The sequence below is a fragment of the Sulfitobacter mediterraneus genome, from assembly GCF_003054325.1.
In the GTDB taxonomy this organism is placed as follows: domain Bacteria; phylum Pseudomonadota; class Alphaproteobacteria; order Rhodobacterales; family Rhodobacteraceae; genus Sulfitobacter; species Sulfitobacter mediterraneus.
This window is the reverse complement of the sequence record NZ_QBKU01000001.1, coordinates 26,753-44,343: the sequence shown is the minus strand read 5'-3', so window position 1 is coordinate 44,343 and position 17,591 is coordinate 26,753. Positions and strand designations below refer to the sequence as shown.

The following is a 17,591-nucleotide window of genomic DNA, read 5'->3' as shown; positions in this document are numbered from 1 at the left end:
GGTGGCCTTGCGGGGCAAGGCCATGCCTCCGGCGGGAATATTTAGGGCCAAAAAGGGCAGGGCGGTGCGTTCAGACCTTGGGCGGTGTGCTTTTGTAGACCGGCAAATGCCAACCAAGCGCCAATGATCCGGCCCGCAGAATCCAGCTGATCAACGCGCAGGCCGATAGGGACAGTAGTGGGTCAAGGCCGAAGTGACGGCCCGCGGCGGCGGCGGCGGCGCCTGCAAAGGCGGCGGTTGCATAAAGCTCTCCCTGTTTGAGGATCAGCGGAACCTGCCCGACCACAACATCGCGCATCAGCCCGCCCATACATCCGGTGATCATGCCCATCAGGATCACGATTACGGCGGATTGGTCCTGGCCGATGGCAACAGCCGCCCCCGCGGCGACGGCAATGGCGAGAGCGAAACTATCGAGCCAGATCAGAGTGCGATAGCGGCTTTCCAATAGGTGGGCGGAAAAGAACACCGCCAGCGCGGCCGCGCCTGCGACGGCCAGATAGGTTGGGTTGTCGATCCAGAAGATCGGGTTGCGGTCCAGCAGCAGGTCGCGGATGGTGCCGCCGCCAAGGGCGGTCAGGCTGGCGATGAAGGCAAAGCCGACAAGGTCAAGCTGGGCGCGGCTGGCGACCAATGCGCCGGTGATGGCAAAGATCAGGACCGATCCATAATCCAGAAGGTTGATCAGGCTCACGGCTTGTACGGCTTCATGCCGTCACGGGCCAGTTGATCGGCGCGTTCGTTTTCGGGATGTCCTGCGTGGCCTTTGACCCATTCCCATGTCACCTGATGGCGGGCGTTGGCCTCGTCCAGCCGTTGCCAGAGTTCGGCGTTTTTCACCGGCTTTTTGGCGGCGTTTTTCCAGCCGTTCTTCTTCCAACCAAAGATCCAGCCGGTGATCCCGTTTTTGACGTAGTTACTGTCGGTGACGATGGTAATTTCCGTCGTCCGGTCCAGCGCCTCAAGCGCGCTGATCGCGGCCATCAGTTCCATGCGGTTGTTGGTGGTCGCGGCCTCGCCGCCCTTGAGTTCGCGTTCCTTGACAACAGTTTCGCCGTCCTTTGCCTGCATCAATGCGCCCCAGCCACCGGGGCCGGGGTTACCTGAGCAAGCGCCATCTGTGTATGCGTATAATTTAGCCATATGCGCGCAGGGCTATCCAATCGGCATAGGTGCCGTCCAGCCCTTTTCCGCGTCCTGATGCGTGATTGGTGACAGAAAATCCTGCGGCCTCCAAAAGGCCGGTGAGTTCGGCGTCTGTATAGTAGGTATAGAGCCTGCCGATGGCGTCGCGTTTGCTGCCGCTGCCGGATTTGAGGGCGATGTGAAAGACACCGCCGGGTTTGAGCGCGGATTTGAGGGCGGCCAGGTGGCGGGGCATATCGCTGCGCGATGCGTGCAGGAGGCTGAAGTTGGCCCAGATGCCATCATAAAGGTCGGTTCCGGAAATTTCATCAAAGGTGGCGCAGTGGGCCGACACGCCGGGGTGGGCATTGGCCATCGCGACCATTTCGGGCACCGCATCTGTGGCGGTGAGGTCAAAGCCATCGCGGGCAAGCGCCGCCGCGACATGCCCCGGCCCGCACCCAAGGTCGAGCACCGCGCCGCCTTTGGGCAGGGCCTTGGCGAAGTCCGCCAGATGCGGGTCATGATCGTCGCCGACAACGGCGGCATAATCGTCGGCCTTTTCGGCATAGACCTTGAGTGTTTCGTCATCGCTCATGCAAAGATCCCCACAGCAATACAAGCCAGCACAACCGAGGACAGCTGCAGGCGCAAAGACATCCACCAACCGGGTGCCAGACCCCAGCGTTGAAATGCAAAATCAAGAAACAGCAACCCGGCAAAGCCGCTGGCGAGGTTGATCAGCGCGGACATATATCCGGTCCCCGGCATGAAAAACCACCAGAGCGCCGGCAAGACCGACAGGGCATAGGCCATGGCGGCCTGCGGTCCTGTCGCCTTGGTCGCAAAACCCCAGAGCACGCCGGACATAAACGGCAAGATGATGCCGCCGTAGCGCATCATGATCAGCCACCATCGCCGCTGAGCGATTGAGGCAGGATCGCTTCTAACCCGCCCGAAAAGCCAAGGATCAGCAATGCGCCCCAGAGAAAGGGCAACAACCCCGCAAGGCCGAGCAGAAATGCAGGGGCGGGGATGCGGCCCATGTCAGGCGCGTTCTAGCGCGAGGCGGCCCGCCAGCGCGGCGAAGATCGCGGCGAAGCTGCGGTTCAACCAGCGCATCACCGGTTCGGAGCCGAGGATCCATGTGCGAGCGGCGGCGGCGAAACAGCCGTAGATCACAAAAACGCCAAAGGTCATGGCCATGAACACCAGCCCGAGCACCGACATTTCTGCCGTTGCTGTTGCGGCGTTGCCCGACAGGAAAGGCGGCAGCAGGGCCAGAAAGAAGATCGACAGTTTGGGGTTCAGGATATTGATCAGCGCCCCGCGCCGGGCAATGCGCAGGCCAATGTCGCGTTTGTCCTCCGCCGTGACAGAAAGCGCACCGCCGGATTTCAAGATCTGCCATGCCAAATACAGCAGGTAGGCGACCCCGGCCCATTTGACGATGGAGAACAGCAAGGCGCTGGTGTGCAATACTGCGGCAAGGCCGAGGGTTGCCGCAGTGAGGTGCGGCACAATCCCGAAGGTACATCCCAGCGCGGCCCAAAGCGCGGCGCGCCGACCTTGGCCAAGGCCTAGCGCCAGCGTGTAGATCACCCCTGTTCCGGGGGCCAGCACGACAACCAGTGCGGTGAGTAAGAATTGAAATGTGATCATGAGATGCCTCCAGCCGTTTCAGCCAAGCCTATGCAAGGCGGGCAAAGGCGTAAAGGCCAATGCTCAGGCCGGTTGGCGCAGCACACGCGGCACTTTGAACTCGACGTTTTCCTGTGCGGTTTCCACCAATTCGCGGGTGACGTTGTATCGGGCGCCAAAGGCGTCGATGACTTCGTTGATCAGAACCTCGGGCGCAGAGGCGCCAGCGGTGATGCCGATTGAAGAGATGCCATCGAGGCTGCGCCAATCGATATCGGCGGCGCGTTGCACCAGTTGCGAATAGGAACAGCCCGCGCGGTTGCCGACCTCGACCAGCCGTTTTGAGTTTGATGAATTGGGTGCGCCGACAACCAGCATAGCATCGCATTTGGGTGCCATTGCCTTGACCGCCTCTTGGCGGTTGGTGGTGGCATAGCAGATGTCTTCTTTGTGCGGGCCGATGATGGCAGGAAACCGGGATTGGAGCGCCGCGACAATCTCGGCGGTGTCATCGACGCTCAGGGTGGTCTGGGTCACATAGGCGAGTTTGGACGCATCGCGCACAGCGACCTTTGCCACGTCTTGAGGGGTTTCCACCAACAGCACGTCGCCCTCGGGCAATTGCCCCATTGTCCCGACTGTTTCGGGGTGTCCAGCGTGACCGATCATGATCATTTGCAGACCTGCATCGGCGTGGCGCTGTGCCTCGATATGCACCTTGCTGACCAGCGGACAGGTGGCATCGACAAAAACCATATTGCGGGCGGCGGCGGCGTTCGGCACGGATTTGGGCACGCCGTGCGCGGAAAAGATCACGGGCCGGTCGTCAGGGCAATCAGACAGTTCCTCAACAAACACCGCGCCTTTGTCGCGCAGGCCATCGACGACAAACTTGTTGTGGACGATCTCATGGCGGACATAGACAGGCGCGCCCCATTTTTCCAAGGCCATTTCAACAATCTTGATCGCGCGGTCCACACCCGCGCAAAAGCCGCGCGGCGCAGCAAGGTATAGGGTGAGGGGCGGTTTGGTCATGGCGGGCTCCTGCTCTTGGATGTCAGATAGGGGTTCGCGCGGGCCGGGTCCAGTCTGGCGGTGTTGGAAACGGGGGCGCTACAGGCCGTTGAGGAACACCTTGAGCAATGCGTTGAGCTGTATTTGTTGGTCAGGCGCAAGGTGCGAGACCAGCCGTGTCTGGGTTGCCACGTGATCTGTGACTGCGGCATCAACGGTTTTTATGCCTTTGTCCGTCAGGGCAACCACCACACCGCGTTTGTCGTCCGGGTTGCGGATGCGGCGCACCAGCCCGTCTTTTTCAAGCAGATCAATCCGGTGGGTCATGGTGCCCGACGTGACCATCATCGTGGCGAGCAGTTGATTGGGCGAAAGGGCATGCGGCGGGCCGGAGCGCAGCAAGGTGGCCAAAACATCAAACCCCGCACTGGTCAGGCCATGCGCGTCAAAGGTTTTTCCCATTTCCTGACTGAGATGATGCGACAGCCGTGAGATCCGACCGATCAAAGCCATTGGGTCGGTGTTCAGGTCGGGGCGCTGCTTGGCCCATTGGGTTTTGATCTTGTCGATGTCGTCCATCCGCGCAGAAAACACGGGAGGTGTCTTGACGTCAAGATTTCTTTCATTATCTCCATATCAAGATTCTTTACGTCAAGATAATGAAAGGCCTTTGACCATGACCCGCTCTCACGATCTGTTTCTCACTGCATTGGCACCGGCGATTTGGGGCAGCAGCTATATCGTTACCACTCAATTTCTGCCGAACCTCGATCCTTTGACGATCTCCCTTCTCAGAGCTTTGCCTGCGGGGCTTTTGTTGTTGCTGTTGGTGCGGCAATTGCCACAGGGCATTTGGGTGCCGCGCATGCTGGTTCTGGGTGCGCTGAACTTCGCCATTTTCTGGAGCTTGCTGTTCTTTGCGGCCTACCGTCTTCCGGGCGGTGTGGCGGCGGTGATGGGGGCGTTGCAGCCATTCATCGTGATCTTCGCGGCACGCGGGCTGTTGGGCACTGCGATCCGGCCTCTGTCACTGTTGGCCATCGGGGCTGGCGTCTTGGGGGTGGCCTTGTTGATTCTGACACCCGAGGCAAAGCTGGACGGCCTGGGGGTGCTGGCGGGGATTCTAGGGTCTGCTTCAATGGCGCTGGGCACGGTGTTGAGCCGCAAATGGCAGCCGCCTGTGCCCGCGCTGACGTTTACTGCGTGGCAATTGACGGCGGGTGGATTGCTTTTGTTGCCGTTTGCGCCCTTTGCGGAAACGGATTGGACAACGCTGACCCTGAGCAATCTTATCGGGCTTGGGTATCTTGGTCTGATTGGTGCGGCGCTGACTTATGTCCTCTGGCTGCGCGGCATCGCGCGGTTGCAACCTGCGGCGGTTTCGGTGCTGGGTCTGCTCAGCCCAATCAGTGCGACGGTTCTAGGGTGGTTGTTTGTGTCCGAAACGCTGACGCCCGGTCAGGTCATTGGCATGGTCATCGTCTTGGCCAGTGTGGTTGCCGGACAATACGCCTTGCGCCGCCCGGTAGCGGCCACAGCGATCGGCAAAGTGGCGGCTTAACCCCGACCGCCCGTGGCCGCCGCGTGTAGCAATGCGGCGGCTTGAGCGCGATTGTTTACGCCAAGCTTGCGATAGGCCGTTTTGGCATAATCCGACACAGTATGCACAGAAATGGAACAGATCTCGGCCGCTTCCTGTCTGCTACAGCCGCGGGCAAGCAGCAGCACAATTTCCCGCTCGCGCGGGCTGAGGGTGTCAAATTCCTGAGGCAAAGGCATCGCCGCTTCTGCGGCCAAGTCTTCGAATCGGCGATGCATCAGGTGGCAGAACAAACGCAATTCATCTGCGCGGGGCAGGATATCGGCATCAAAGCCGGCGCGATCTTGATCATTGCCCAGGATGAAACCACCAAAGCGGTCAAATCCTTTGAGCCGCACGGGGATGCCCAGGCCGGCATTCAACCCAGCTGTCGCTGCCCGTTTGACAAAGGCGCGTTCGGTTTCGCTTACATAAGGATGGCTGTCGATATAGGCGGCACCCAGGGTCAGGATGTCGTAGCTGGTGCAGGAATGGCGCAGGAACGGATCACGTTCAGGGGGGTAATTTTCATAAAGGCCGGGGATCGTACTGCGCATAAATGGCGCGTCAAAATCGGCGCCCACGGTCAGGTAGACCGCATGCCGCAGGCCCGCTTTGGCGAAGGTCTCCACCACGCCAAGCCACAATGCTTCTGTACACTGGATCTGTTCCAGTCTGGTCGCTTGGTCAACAAGCATTCTGTTCAGTATCTCCCTCCCCCGATTTCGGGGGGTCGCGTGGGGGTTGTAAATATGTATATTCTTAATAGGGCGTCGCACAGAAATGTACGGCGATTTTTTCCCGACTTATTTTAGCACGCAAACGCGCCAGAGGCATTTATCCGCCTCTGGCGCGTTTTTTCAATGACTGAGTTTTGATCAGCTGTCGGATTCGGCAAGCGGCTCACGCGGGGGGCGGCCAATGACATCTTTGAGGTCTTCGAGTTCGATGAAATTGTCGGCCTGGCGGCGCAGGTCATCGGAGATCATCGGTGGTTGGCTGCGGATGGTGGAAACAACCGATACGCGAACACCCTGCCGTTGCAGGCTTTCGACCAAGGGGCGGAAATCGCCATCGCCCGAGAAGATCACGATGTGATCCACATGCGGTGCCAATTCCATCGCATTAACGGCCAGTTCGATGTCCATGTTGCCCTTGACCCGGCGGCGGCCCATGCTGTCGGTATATTCTTTGGCCGGTTTGGTCACCATGGTGAAACCGTTGTAGTTCAGCCAGTCCACCAATGGGCGGATCGGGGAATACTCATCGTTCTCCAGCAGCGCAGTATAGTAGAATGCACGCAGCATCTTACCGCGGCGGACAAATTCCTGACGCAGCAATTTATAGTCGATGTCAAAGCCTAGCGTCTTGGCCGCTGCGTAGAGGTTTGAGCCGTCAATGAACAGCGCCAGACGCTCATCCTTGTAAAACATTTGATTTCCTTTCGGCGGTGCCGCCACTCATGCTGTTGATCCAATGTGCAGGTAGCTTATGAGAACAGTACGTGACCGAAGTATTCTCGCCCGATTGGCCGGGGCGCATTCCTAAGGATTTTTGACCATGCTGCAAGACCGAGAACACAAAGAAAACGGCGGGAATCAGCTTAATTCAGATCAATTGGTCCTAATTGCACTTGGGGGTAACCTGACGTCATCCATTGGAACGCCAGTCGAGACCACGCTGGCGGCGTTTGAAGCCCTAAAAAAACGCGGGGCAGTGATTCGAAAAACAAGTTCATTGTATCACACTCCGGCGTTTCCCGCAGGGGCTGGACCTGACTATATTAATGCAACCGCCGAGATAGCCGTGCCATGGAGCGCGGAAGAAACATTAGCGGTGCTGCATGAGATTGAAGCTGAATTGGGCCGCGAGAGAGTGCAAAGGTGGGGCCAGCGCACGATGGATCTGGACATGATAGCCTATTGCGACGCGGTCTTGCCGGATCTGCAAACCCACGCCACATGGCGCGATATGCCGCTTGAGACACAGGTGGGCAGCACGCCGGACCGGTTGATCCTGCCGCATCCTCGGATGCAGGACCGGGCCTTTGTCCTGGTACCTTTGGCAGAGATCGCGCCGGACTGGATGCATCCGATCCTTGGAATCACTGTTGCACAGATGCTGGACGCCCTACCGGAGGCCGACAAATTAGAGGTCCGGCTCTGTCAATAGCGGCTTGTATCTCGTATAAAAGAGGCCTAGATAGCCTGCTTCTGAGATCCGATAGACTGAACGGAGTATTCCATGGCCCGCGTCACCGTAGAAGATTGTGTCGATAAAGTTCCCAACCGCTTTGAGCTGGTAATGCTTGCGGCGCATCGTGCGCGTGAAATCTCTGCCGGGTCCGCCGTGACCGTAGACCGCGACAACGACAAGAACCCCGTTGTTTCGCTGCGCGAGATTGCTGACGAGACACAATCCGCAGATGATCTGCGCGAGCGTCTGATTGAAAGCAACCAGAACCAGATCGAGGTTGATGAACCCGAAGAGGACGCAATGGCGCTTCTGATGGGTGCCGAGCAGGACAAGCCCGAAGAAGACAGCATGTCCGAAGAAATGTTGCTGCGCCAGTTGATGGCTGCACAGGGGCAGGGCTAAGGCCCGCGCGCCTCTGGGCGCTAAGAAGGCAGCAGGCATGGACACCGCCGAAATCACTGCCGATGATCTTGTAGCCCTTGTTCAGGGCTACAATCCAAAAACAAATGAAAAACTGATCCGTGCGGCCTTTGACTATGGGGCCGAAATGCACGAGGGGCAGTTCCGCCATTCGGGTGAGGCCTATTTCACCCACCCCGTCTCTGTTGCCGCGATCCTGACCGAACAGCAGCTGGACGATGCCACAATCATTACTGCGCTATTGCATGACACCATCGAAGACACGCCTGCATCTTATGCCGAGGTTGAGAAACTGTTTGGCAACGAGGTGGCAGAGCTGGTTGATGGCGTGACCAAGCTGACCAATCTGCAACTGAACTCGACCCAGACCAAACAGGCCGAGAACTTTCGCAAGCTCTTTATGGCGATGTCCAAAGACCTTCGGGTGATTCTGGTCAAGCTGGCGGACCGTCTGCACAACATGCGCACGATCAAATCCATGCGCCCCGAGAAACAGGTGCAAAAGGCGCGTGAGACCATGGATATCTATGCGCCGCTTGCGGGTCGCATGGGGATGCAGTGGATGCGCGAAGAGCTGGAGGATCTGGCGTTTCGTGTGCTCAACCCCGAGGGCCGTGCCAGCATCATCCGCCGTTTCATCACCTTGCAGCGTGAAACCGGCGATGTGATCCAGCGGATCAGCGGCGACATGCGACATGAACTGGAACAGGCAGGGATTGAGGCGGATGTGTTTGGCCGCGCTAAAAAGCCCTATTCGATATGGCGCAAGATGCAGGAGAAAGAGCTGAGTTTTAGCCGGCTCTCCGACATCTACGGCTTTCGCATTATCACGGATACCGAAGAGGATTGTTACCGGACCTTGGGCACGATCCACCGCCGTTGGTTTGCGGTGCCCGGCCGGTTCAAGGACTACATCAGCCAGCCTAAGACCAACGGGTACCGGTCGATTCACACCACCGTCTCCGGGCGAGATGGCAAACGGGTGGAGGTGCAGATCCGTACCCGCCAGATGCACGACGTGGCCGAAACCGGCGTTGCGGCGCATTGGTCATATCGGGATGGCGTGCGGTCGAAAAACCCGTTTGCGGTTGATCCGGCCCGCTGGATTGCGCAGCTGACCGAACAATTTGACGCTGAAGAGGATCACGAAGATTTCCTCGAAGCGGTCAAACTGGAAATGTATGCCGATCAGGTGTTCTGCTTTACCCCCAAGGGGGACGTGGTGAAATTGCCACGCGGGGCGACGCCAATCGATTTTGCCTATGCGATCCACACGCGGATCGGCAACGCCTGTGTGGGGGCCAAGGTGGACGGGATGCGCGTGCCGCTTTGGACCCGTGTCAAGAATGGCCAATCCATCGAGATCATCCGTGCACAGGGCCAGACCCCGCAGGTGACCTGGCTGGACATCGCAACCACGGGCAAAGCCAAATCAGCGATCCGCCGATCCCTGCGCGAAGAAGACCGGGCGCGTTTCGTCAAACTGGGCCGCGAGTTGGCGCGATCGGCCTTTGCCCATGTGGGCAAAGAGGCAACGGACAAAGTGTTGCGGACCGCCGCGAAGAACATGCGCCTTGATGGGATGCAGGATTTGCTGGCGCAGCTGGGCAGTTCAGAGATCACTGGCCACGATGTGGTGCAGGCGGTCTATGCCGACCTGAGCCCGCGCAAGGGCGAACAGGTAGATACCGCCCGCGCCGTTGTCGGCCTTGAGCCGGGGCAATCTTTTGACCGCGCCCCTTGTTGCCATCCCTTGCCCGGCGAGCGGATTATCGGGATCACGTTCCGGGGGCAGGGCGTGACGGTTCACTCAATTGATTGTGACCGCCTGTCGGCCTACGAGGATCAACCGGAGCGTTGGATCGACCTGCGCTGGCACGAGGGCAACCATCCAGCGGTTTATGATGCGGTGATTGACCTGACGATAGGCAACGGCACCGGGGTTCTGGGGCGTATCTGCACCTTGATCGGTGAGGCCGAAGCCAATATCTCGGATCTTGAGTTTCAAGAACGCAAACCGGATTTTTACCGTCTTTTGATCTATGTGTCCCTGCGGGATGTTGCGCATCTGCACTCCCTGATGGTGACATTGGAGGCAGAGAGCGAAGTCGCTGCCATTTCGAGGTATCGGGATGTAAATGCGGTACAGCATGCTGAGAAAGGCGCGTGAACGAGGTGCGCGCGTGACCACGAGGGAACCCAAGTTTGATCTTTAAGCGCCGCGATCCAAAGCCGACATTGCGCGCGGTGGCCGAGTTTCTTTGGCCGCGCGGTGGCTGGACGCGGGCGTTTCACTACGTCAAACACCGGATGCGGCGCCTGCCCGACAGCCCTGAACGCATTGCCCGGGGCATCTGGGGCGGGGTCTTTACCTCGTTCACGCCGCTTTACGGGTTTCACTTCATCATTGCGGCACTGATTGCGCGGACAATGAAGGGCAATATCCTTGCCGCATTGATGGGTACGTTTTTTGGCAATCCCCTGACCTATGTCCCGATTGGCATTGCCTCCCTCAAGACCGGCCACTGGATCTTGGGCACGCGGATGCATGAGGGGGAGCATCGGTCATTTGTGGGCAAATTCGCGGATGCGGGCGCGGATCTGTGGGTAAATTTTCGTGCGATCTTTACCCATGAGGAAACCGACTGGACCGGTATTCTGGTCTTCGCAGACGAGGTTTTCTATCCCTATATGATCGGTGGCATTCTGCCCGGCATCATCTGTGCGACGATCAGCTATTACCTGATGGTGCCGCTTTTGCGGGCCTATCAAAAGCGCCGCCGCGGCCTAATCAAAGCGAAATTCGAAGCTTTGAAACAAAAAGCGGCACATAAGGCTGACGCCAAGCGCAAAGCGGACTAGGTTCCCTTTAACTGACTGATTCAAAGGGGGCGGTATGGCATCGCAGGAAAAGCTTCGGCTGGGTGTGAACATTGATCACGTGGCGACAGTGCGCAATGCGCGGGGCGGGGCCTATCCTGATCCGTTGCGGGCGGCCAAGATCGCGGAAAAGGCGGGTGCTGACGGGATCACCGCGCATCTGCGCGAAGACCGCCGTCACATTTCTGATGCCGATATTGAGGGGCTGATGGATGTGCTGTCCGTGCCTTTGAACTTTGAAATGGCCGCCACGGAGGAGATGCAAAAGATCGCCCTGCGTCACAAACCCCATGCGGTTTGCATCGTTCCCGAGAAACGCGAAGAGCGCACCACAGAGGGCGGTTTGGAAGTGGCCCGTGAGGAAAACAAGCTGGCCCATTTCATCGCGCCTCTGCGCGAGGCGGGCAGCCGTGTGTCTATTTTTATCGCCGCCGATCAACGCCAGATCGAGGCGGCAAACCGCATCGGCGCAGAGGTGATCGAATTGCACACAGGGGCCTATTGTGACGCCTTTTCCGAAGGCCGCTGGCCCGAAGCACAGGCGGAGTTGAAGAAGCTTGAAGAGATGTCCACCTTTGCCCATTCTCTGGGTCTTGAGGTCCATGCGGGGCATGGCCTGACGTATGACACGGTCTCCCCGGTCGCGGCCTTCCCAGAAGTGCGTGAGTTGAACATAGGGCATTTCCTGATTGGTGAGGCGATTTTCCTCGGGCTGGAGCCTGCGATCACAGAGATGCGCCGCCTTATGGATGACGCACGCGATCCGGTGTGAGGATGAAAGCGATTTTGCTCTCTGCTGCGATCTGCATTGCGGGCTTGCCCGTAGCGGCAGAAGGCTGGGGCAATCTTGATGCGCTGCTGTTTTCTCATTTAACCCGTAGCGGCAGCGCAGAGGCCTCCTACTGGTTGCCCAACTCCACCAATCCAACGCAGGCCACAGCGGCGTTTGGCGTTGTGTATGAGTACATCGAAGGATCGGCAGGCAGCACTAGCATTGCAGTTGGCCTGTTTCTGAAACAGCCTCAGGGGCCATGGGGTTTTGCTGGTCCGGTGGCCGATCTCTTTGGCCATAACCCGCGTGATGTGGTCTTCGAGGGTGGCTTTGCGATGATGACAACAACGATGCCGGGGCCGAATGATCCGCGCTGCTGCCCGACCGTGCCAACCCGTTGGCGGATCGATCTTGCCCGGCTGCAAGCCTGGCAGGCGCGATAGGAGCCGCAAATGATCCTTGGGATAGGCACCGATCTGGCCAATATCGAACGCATACAGGGCACGCTGGACCGGTTTGGCGACAGGTTTCGCAACCGCGTGTTCACCGAAGTTGAGCAGCGCAAGGCCGAACGCCGCAAGGATGTTGCTGGCACCTATGCAAAACGTTGGGCGGCCAAGGAGGCCTGTTCAAAGGCGCTGGGCACGGGACTGCGCATGGGGATCAGTTGGCGTGACATGGCGGTCAGCAATTTGCGCACCGGGCAACCGGTGATGGAGGTCACGGGTTGGGCTAAAGACCGGCTGGACAGCATGACCCCGCCGGGGCACGAGGCGATCATCCATGTGACCCTGACGGACGATCACCCTTGGGCGCAGGCCTTTGTGGTGATCGAGGCACGGCCCTTGGCCTGATCACAATGCCAAGAGCCGCAACGGCAGACCGCCGATGCAGGCGCCACTCCCTTGACAGTGAGGGCATCGCCCCGCATGTACCCCACACCCACGAATGAAGGATTGCGCCGCATGGCCGAGAAGGAAAAGACAGACAACGGTTTTGTCGAAACGATCAAGACCATTGTTTATGCCCTGCTGATCGCCGGTGTGTTTCGTACGCTGTTCTTTCAACCGTTCTGGATTCCGTCAGGGTCGATGAAAGAGACGCTGCTGATTGGTGATTTCCTCTTTGTGAACAAAATGGCCTATGGGTATTCCTATGCCTCTTGCCCCAGTCTGATGATGCCGCGATTTGGCATCGAAGTGGACGCAAAGGACATCTGCGGCGCATTTGATGGTGACAACACGCGCCTGTTTGGCGGCGAGCCTGAGCGCGGCGATGTTGTGGTGTTCCGCCATCCGGTTTCGGGGCGCGACTACATCAAACGGTTGACCGGCTTGCCTGGTGACAAGATCCAGATGAAAGCTGGCGTTTTGCACATCAATGGCGAGGCGGTAAAGCTGAAAGAGGCTGGAACCTTTGATGAGGTCATGGCCCCGCAGGGCCCGCAACGTCTGCGCCCGCGCTGTGAAAATGGCGCAGTGGGTGAAGGCGGGTTGTGCACGAAAGGCCGTATGATCGAAACGCTGCCTGGCGGATCGAGCCACGCGATTTTGAACATCACCAATCAAGGGTCCGACCGCACTGGCGTTTATACCGTGCCGGTAGGGCACTACTTCTTTATGGGTGACAACCGCGACAATTCCGCAGACAGCCGCTTGGCGCAGCAGGCGGGCGGCGTCGGGTTTGTGCCTTACGAAAACCTGATCGGCCGTGCGGACCGGATCATGTTCAGCTCTGCCGGGCGGTCGATGTTGTTCTTCTGGACATGGCGCAGTGACCGGTTCTTTAAAGGCATCGAATGAAGCTGAGCGGCGAACTCAAGGCCTTTGAAGGCCGGATTGGCCACCACTTTGCCGCGCCGGAGCTGTTGAACCGGGCGGTCACCCATGCCTCGATGTCTTCGGCCAATCGCGATGACAACCAGCGGCTAGAATTTCTGGGCGATCGGGTGCTGGGCCTTGTTATGGCCGAGGCGTTGCTGGCGCTGGACCCCGGCGCGACAGAGGGGCAGTTGGCCCCGCGCTTCAATGCGCTGGTGCGCAAGGAAACCTGCGCCGATGTGGCTCGCGACATTGATCTGGGCACAGTGCTCAAGCTTGGCCGCTCCGAGATGCTTTCGGGGGGGCGGCGCAAACAGGCACTGCTTGGCGATGCGATTGAAGCGGTGATTGCCGCGGTTTACCTCGATGGCGGCTTTGACGCGGCCAAGGGGCTTGTGCTGCGGCTTTGGGGAGGGCGGATCGAAACCGTCGAAGAGGACGCCCGCGATGCCAAGACCGCCTTGCAGGAATGGGCGCAGGCGCGCAAGCTGGCGCCACCAAAATACGTCACCACCGCCCGCAGCGGGCCGGACCATGCGCCGGTATTCACCATTGCGGCGCGGCTGGACAACGGGGCCGAGGCAAGTGCCACCGCCCCATCAAAACGCGCGGCCGAACAGGCCGCCGCCACAAGTTTGCTGGCGCAGTTGGAGAAAAACAAATGACCACCCGCGCCGGTTTCGTCGCCCTGATCGGAGAGCCTAACGCAGGCAAATCCACATTGCTCAACCGTATGGTTGGCGCCAAAGTCAGTATCGTCACACATAAAGTGCAAACCACCCGCGCCCGCATTCGCGGCGTCGCGATGGAGGGGGATGCGCAGATCGTGTTCGTCGACACACCCGGCCTGTTTCAGCCGCGTCGCCGGCTGGACCGCGCGATGGTGGCTGCCGCCTGGGGCGGGGCTGCGGACGCGGATGTGGTTGTCTTGCTGATCGAGGCGCATCGCGGCGTCACCGAAGGCGTTGAGCGTATTCTTGAAGGGCTGGCCGATATCGGGGAGGGGCGGCGCGTGGCACTGGCCATCAACAAGATCGACAAGGTCGAAGCGCCGGTGTTGCTGGGCCTCAGTCAGGATCTCAATGCACGGTTCAATTTTGAAGAAACCTTCATGATTTCTGCCGAACGCGGTCATGGGGTTGATGTGTTGCGGCACTATCTGGCGGGTGTTCTGCCCGAGGGGCCGTGGCTGTATCCCGAAGACCAGATTGCGGATCTGCCAATGCGGATGATCGCCGCCGAAATGACCCGCGAAAAACTGACCCTGCGCCTTCATCAGGAATTGCCGTATCAGATGACGGTCGAGACCGAAAATTGGGAAGAGCGCAAGGATGGGTCTGCGAAGATCGACCAGTTGATCTATGTGGTTCGTGATGGTCACAAGGGGATCGTTTTGGGCCATAAGGGCGAGACCATCAAATCCGTGAGCAAGGCCGCGCGGGAGGAATTGGAAGAATTTCTTGGCCGCAAAGTGCATCTGTTTCTACAGGTCAAAGTGCGGCCAAACTGGCTGGATGATGCGGAACGCTATTCCGAGATGGGTCTGGATTTCAAAGATGGGAATGGCTGAGCGGGCAAGCTCTGACATTTTGGGCGCCTGCGTGATGTGCAGGGGCGGATTGAGTTTTTTTGGCCAAATGAAGAGGGGTTGCCAATGGCGCGACTGACCTCTCGGTTCTGGATTGATGCCTATCTTGCGCGTTTGCGGTTTCAGGATATTCCGGCCTTTGTGGTGGCTCATGGCGATGACACGGGCGGTGCGGTTCTGGTGAAACTGTCCACGTTGGATGGTCGCGCGATGGTGTTTCAGCGGTCTTTTGATCTGATGAGCGGTGAGCGGCGCTGGGTCGAGTTGAGCAGCGGTCCAGAGGCCGAAGTGGACGATGCCATTGCACGGCAACGCGGATTTGATCCTGACATCTGGGTGATCGAAGTTGAGGACCGGCAGGGCCGCCATCTTTTGGATGAAGAAGGGCTTGGGTGATGGAATGGCGCGATCAGGGTATATTGCTGAGCACGCGCCGCCATGGGGAAACCTCGGCCATTATTGAGATGTTCACGCCCGAGCAGGGCCGGCATATGGGCGTGGTGCGCGGCGGCACCAGTCGCAAGATCGCGCCGATCCTGCAGCCGGGTGCGCAGCTTGATGTGGCCTGGCGGGCGCGTCTGGAAGACCACATTGGCAGTTTCAAAGTAGAACCGGTGCGCAGCCGCGCGGCGGCGGCAATGGGGGACCGGATGACGCTGGCGGGGCTGAACGCGGTCACGGCGCTGTTGTCGTTTTGCCTGCCGGAGCGGGAGCCGCACGCCGCATTGTACCGCCGCACAGAGGCGCTTTTGGATTTGTTGGGGGATGAGGCGGTTTGGCCACTGGCCTATTTGCATTGGGAACTGACCTTGCTGGAAGACATGGGGTATGGGCTCGATCTGACGGCCTGCGCGGTGACGGGATCAAACGATGAACTGATCTATGTCTCGCCCAAATCGGGTCGGGCTGTTTCGGCGAAGGGCGCCGGGGAATGGGCCGATCGTCTATTGCCACTGCCCCCGGTGTTGCGGGGGGAAGGCGATGGAGAGGCCGCACAGATTTTGCAGGCCTTCAAAACCACTGGATATTTCCTGAAGTCACATCTGGCGCAGGATCTGGGCGGGAAACCCCTGCCAGAGGCGCGGGCGAGATATGTTGAGGCGTTCAGCCGCCGGATCGGAAAACCATAAGCATCCCGTCATCGTCGGAGAGGATCAGGGTGTTGCCCAATACTTCGGACAATGTGGCCGCCTCCAGCGCGTTGAAAAACGCGGCCTCGGTCCTGAGGTCAGGGCAGGCGCGTTTGGTTGCGGCAATTGGACCTGTCTCGAACCAGGGGTAGGGGACATCCATTGTGGCGAAATAGCTGTTGCAGGGGGCTTGCCCGGCGATGCGGCCGGTTTCGGGGAAGGTCAGTGTGATTTCCGGATTGGCGGCAAAGTCACGTGCCTCGGTCAGCATCCATGTTTTGTCTGCCGCGCCATAGCCGCGCAGGGTTTCATCGGCAAAACAGCCTGCGGCCAAGCTGAGCGGAACAAGAGGGGCGATCCATTTCATTCCCCTCAGGTAGGTCGGGCAACGGGCATCTGCAAGGGTCATTCCAGTGCCAAGATCAGGTCAATCAGGGTGGTCAATGCCGGGGCAGGATCGCCGCCATCTCGGCTGCACAGGTCGTCACCGCCCACATAGGCAGCATAGATGATCCGGGCAAACGCCGGATTAGAAAGGCCGAGCTGCGCCAATTGATCGGCAAGATAGCCTTCGCGCTTGGCATCGACCCGCGCGATGGCCTCGGCGACATTTGCGTCATCGCGGCCCCAGGCGCGGATTGCTGGTTCAAGGTCTTGTCCGCCCATTTCTTCTGGCGCGGAAACCGCAGCAATCTGACCCAGTGCCCGCAACCGTTGCCTCGGGTCCGTCATTGTATCCAGTTCCGCCACGATGCTGGAAAATGCGCGATCTTCCCAAAGGGTGAGCATCGCCGTGTGAAAAGCCGGAACATCGGAGAAATGCCAATAAAACGAACCTTTTGTGGTCTTTAGGCTTCGTGCCAATGGCTCTGCCCGCAGGGATTTCGGGCCGTTTTGCGCAAGAGACAGAAAGCCTGCTGCGATCCAGCTTTCGGATGTGAGGCGGTTTGATTTGGTCATAGGCAACCATACGCTACCGTATTGACGGCAGCAAGCTGATATGAAACATACGGTAGCGTATGGATAAGGAGATACAAGATGTCCGTTGCTTTGATGATCGCCGCCTTGTTGATGTTGCTGACCAGTGCCATTCATGTGTTTGCTGGCGGTCCCGAGATTATGACGCCGATCCGACAATCAAACCTCAGCAAGCCGGTCAAGGCCGTTGCCGATGTGGTTTGGCATGGGGTCACTGTTATGTTGATGCTTATGGCGGCGGGGCTTGCCTGGCTGGCCTATGTGCCGAACCCGGCCCTGCTTTGGATGATATGCGCGGTACAGGTTGGTTTTGCCGGGTTGTTCATTGCCTATGGCATTGGCCAGCTTGGCAATCTCAAACAGATGCCGCAATGGATCATCTTTTTGGGTATTCCTGCGCTGAGCCTTTGGGCAGTCTACGGGTAGAGTGGTGGCAGGGGGCGGAGAG

The 17,591-nt window shown here is 59.0% G+C and carries 24 protein-coding genes and 1 pseudogene; 14 read left to right on the top strand and 11 right to left on the bottom strand.

Annotated features, from left to right (window positions below; genetic code table 11):
* Nucleotides 1-70 precede the first annotated feature (70 nt).
* From C8N31_RS00265 to C8N31_RS00235, 7 genes and pseudogenes are all read right to left on the bottom strand, one after another.
* Nucleotides 71-694, bottom strand: a complete 624-nt coding sequence (locus tag C8N31_RS00265) for a trimeric intracellular cation channel family protein (RefSeq protein WP_025046945.1) — start codon at nucleotides 692-694, stop codon at nucleotides 71-73.
* Complete coding sequence (rnhA, locus tag C8N31_RS00260; protein WP_025046944.1) at nucleotides 691-1,143, bottom strand: ribonuclease HI; 453 nt, start codon at nucleotides 1,141-1,143, stop codon at nucleotides 691-693. Before rnhA ends, C8N31_RS00265 begins: the two co-directional genes overlap by 4 nt.
* Entirely contained in the window at nucleotides 1,136-1,723 is a 588-nt protein-coding gene (locus tag C8N31_RS00255; protein ID WP_025046943.1) for a class I SAM-dependent methyltransferase, read from the bottom strand. The genes rnhA and C8N31_RS00255 overlap by 8 nt, the downstream gene beginning before the upstream one ends.
* Nucleotides 1,720-2,171, bottom strand: a pseudogene (locus C8N31_RS00250) (DUF3429 domain-containing protein). Before C8N31_RS00250 ends, C8N31_RS00255 begins: the two are co-directional and overlap by 4 nt.
* Before the next feature lies 1 nt (nucleotide 2,172).
* On the bottom strand, nucleotides 2,173-2,787 hold the full coding sequence (locus C8N31_RS00245) for a LysE family translocator (RefSeq protein WP_025046942.1): 615 nt from the start codon (nucleotides 2,785-2,787) through the stop codon (nucleotides 2,173-2,175).
* A 63-nt stretch (nucleotides 2,788-2,850) separates the two neighbouring features.
* The gene (gene ispH / locus C8N31_RS00240; protein WP_025046941.1) at nucleotides 2,851-3,801 is read right to left on the bottom strand and encodes a 4-hydroxy-3-methylbut-2-enyl diphosphate reductase; all 951 of its coding nucleotides are present in this window, start codon (nucleotides 3,799-3,801) and stop codon (nucleotides 2,851-2,853) included.
* Between the two features lie 78 nt (nucleotides 3,802-3,879).
* Entirely contained in the window at nucleotides 3,880-4,359 is a 480-nt protein-coding gene (locus C8N31_RS00235; RefSeq protein ID WP_025046940.1) for a MarR family winged helix-turn-helix transcriptional regulator, read from the bottom strand.
* A 97-nt stretch (nucleotides 4,360-4,456) separates the two neighbouring features.
* On the opposite strand from C8N31_RS00235, the gene C8N31_RS00230 reads away from it, so the two are divergent.
* Nucleotides 4,457-5,341 (top strand): EamA family transporter, encoded by an 885-nt coding sequence (locus C8N31_RS00230; protein ID WP_025046939.1) that lies wholly within the window; start codon nucleotides 4,457-4,459, stop codon nucleotides 5,339-5,341.
* Here the strand turns inward: C8N31_RS00230 and C8N31_RS00225 are convergent.
* A complete protein-coding gene (locus tag C8N31_RS00225) occupies nucleotides 5,338-6,057 on the bottom strand; it encodes a helix-turn-helix transcriptional regulator (RefSeq protein ID WP_025046938.1) in 720 nt (239 codons plus the stop codon). The two genes, C8N31_RS00230 and C8N31_RS00225, sit on opposite strands and share 4 nt — an antisense overlap.
* 180 nt (nucleotides 6,058-6,237) lie before the next feature.
* Entirely contained in the window at nucleotides 6,238-6,792 is a 555-nt protein-coding gene (locus C8N31_RS00220; RefSeq protein WP_025046937.1) for a LabA-like NYN domain-containing protein, read from the bottom strand.
* Between the two features lie 127 nt (nucleotides 6,793-6,919).
* Between C8N31_RS00220 and folK the strand changes: the two genes are divergently transcribed.
* From folK to recO, 12 genes are all read left to right on the top strand, one after another.
* Nucleotides 6,920-7,531, top strand: a complete 612-nt coding sequence (gene folK / locus C8N31_RS00215; protein ID WP_025046936.1) for a 2-amino-4-hydroxy-6-hydroxymethyldihydropteridine diphosphokinase — start codon at nucleotides 6,920-6,922, stop codon at nucleotides 7,529-7,531.
* 72 nt (nucleotides 7,532-7,603) lie between these two features.
* Nucleotides 7,604-7,957 (top strand): DNA-directed RNA polymerase subunit omega, encoded by a 354-nt coding sequence (rpoZ, locus tag C8N31_RS00210; RefSeq protein ID WP_025043502.1) that lies wholly within the window; start codon nucleotides 7,604-7,606, stop codon nucleotides 7,955-7,957.
* A gap of 37 nt (nucleotides 7,958-7,994) precedes the next feature.
* A complete protein-coding gene (locus tag C8N31_RS00205; RefSeq protein ID WP_037917709.1) occupies nucleotides 7,995-10,145 on the top strand; it encodes a RelA/SpoT family protein in 2,151 nt (716 codons plus the stop codon).
* Between the two features lie 35 nt (nucleotides 10,146-10,180).
* Nucleotides 10,181-10,837 (top strand): DUF2062 domain-containing protein, encoded by a 657-nt coding sequence (locus C8N31_RS00200; RefSeq protein WP_025046934.1) that lies wholly within the window; start codon nucleotides 10,181-10,183, stop codon nucleotides 10,835-10,837.
* Nucleotides 10,838-10,871: 34 nt separating this feature from the next.
* Entirely contained in the window at nucleotides 10,872-11,627 is a 756-nt protein-coding gene (locus C8N31_RS00195; RefSeq protein WP_025046933.1) for a pyridoxine 5'-phosphate synthase, read from the top strand.
* Nucleotides 11,628-11,629: 2 nt separating this feature from the next.
* Nucleotides 11,630-12,070, top strand: coding sequence for a hypothetical protein (locus C8N31_RS00190; RefSeq protein WP_025046932.1), 441 nt, complete (start codon nucleotides 11,630-11,632; stop codon nucleotides 12,068-12,070).
* 9 nt (nucleotides 12,071-12,079) lie between these two features.
* On the top strand, nucleotides 12,080-12,481 hold the full coding sequence (gene acpS / locus C8N31_RS00185) for a holo-ACP synthase (protein ID WP_037917706.1): 402 nt from the start codon (nucleotides 12,080-12,082) through the stop codon (nucleotides 12,479-12,481).
* Between the two features lie 111 nt (nucleotides 12,482-12,592).
* The gene (gene lepB, locus C8N31_RS00180) at nucleotides 12,593-13,429 is read left to right on the top strand and encodes a signal peptidase I (RefSeq protein WP_025047480.1); all 837 of its coding nucleotides are present in this window, start codon (nucleotides 12,593-12,595) and stop codon (nucleotides 13,427-13,429) included.
* Nucleotides 13,426-14,112, top strand: a complete 687-nt coding sequence (gene rnc / locus C8N31_RS00175; RefSeq protein WP_025046931.1) for a ribonuclease III — start codon at nucleotides 13,426-13,428, stop codon at nucleotides 14,110-14,112. The genes lepB and rnc overlap by 4 nt, the downstream gene beginning before the upstream one ends.
* Entirely contained in the window at nucleotides 14,109-15,017 is a 909-nt protein-coding gene (gene era, locus C8N31_RS00170; RefSeq protein WP_025046930.1) for a GTPase Era, read from the top strand. The genes rnc and era overlap by 4 nt, the downstream gene beginning before the upstream one ends.
* 84 nt (nucleotides 15,018-15,101) lie before the next feature.
* Entirely contained in the window at nucleotides 15,102-15,431 is a 330-nt protein-coding gene (locus C8N31_RS00165) for a DUF1491 family protein (RefSeq protein WP_025046929.1), read from the top strand.
* Complete coding sequence (gene recO, locus C8N31_RS00160) at nucleotides 15,431-16,165, top strand: DNA repair protein RecO (protein WP_025046928.1); 735 nt, start codon at nucleotides 15,431-15,433, stop codon at nucleotides 16,163-16,165. Before C8N31_RS00165 ends, recO begins: the two co-directional genes overlap by 1 nt.
* Here recO and C8N31_RS00155 read toward each other — a convergent pair.
* Together C8N31_RS00155 and C8N31_RS00150 are read right to left on the bottom strand one after the other, a co-directional pair.
* Nucleotides 16,140-16,574: an META domain-containing protein gene (locus C8N31_RS00155; protein WP_231476700.1), complete on the bottom strand. Its 435-nt coding sequence runs from the start codon at nucleotides 16,572-16,574 to the stop codon at nucleotides 16,140-16,142. The genes recO and C8N31_RS00155 overlap by 26 nt on opposite strands.
* Nucleotides 16,571-17,125: a TetR/AcrR family transcriptional regulator gene (locus C8N31_RS00150; RefSeq protein WP_025046926.1), complete on the bottom strand. Its 555-nt coding sequence runs from the start codon at nucleotides 17,123-17,125 to the stop codon at nucleotides 16,571-16,573. Before C8N31_RS00150 ends, C8N31_RS00155 begins: the two co-directional genes overlap by 4 nt.
* A 78-nt stretch (nucleotides 17,126-17,203) precedes the next feature.
* Between C8N31_RS00150 and C8N31_RS00145 the strand changes: the two genes are divergently transcribed.
* Nucleotides 17,204-17,569 (top strand): hypothetical protein, encoded by a 366-nt coding sequence (locus tag C8N31_RS00145; RefSeq protein WP_025046925.1) that lies wholly within the window; start codon nucleotides 17,204-17,206, stop codon nucleotides 17,567-17,569.
* Nucleotides 17,570-17,591: the final 22 nt, after the last annotated feature.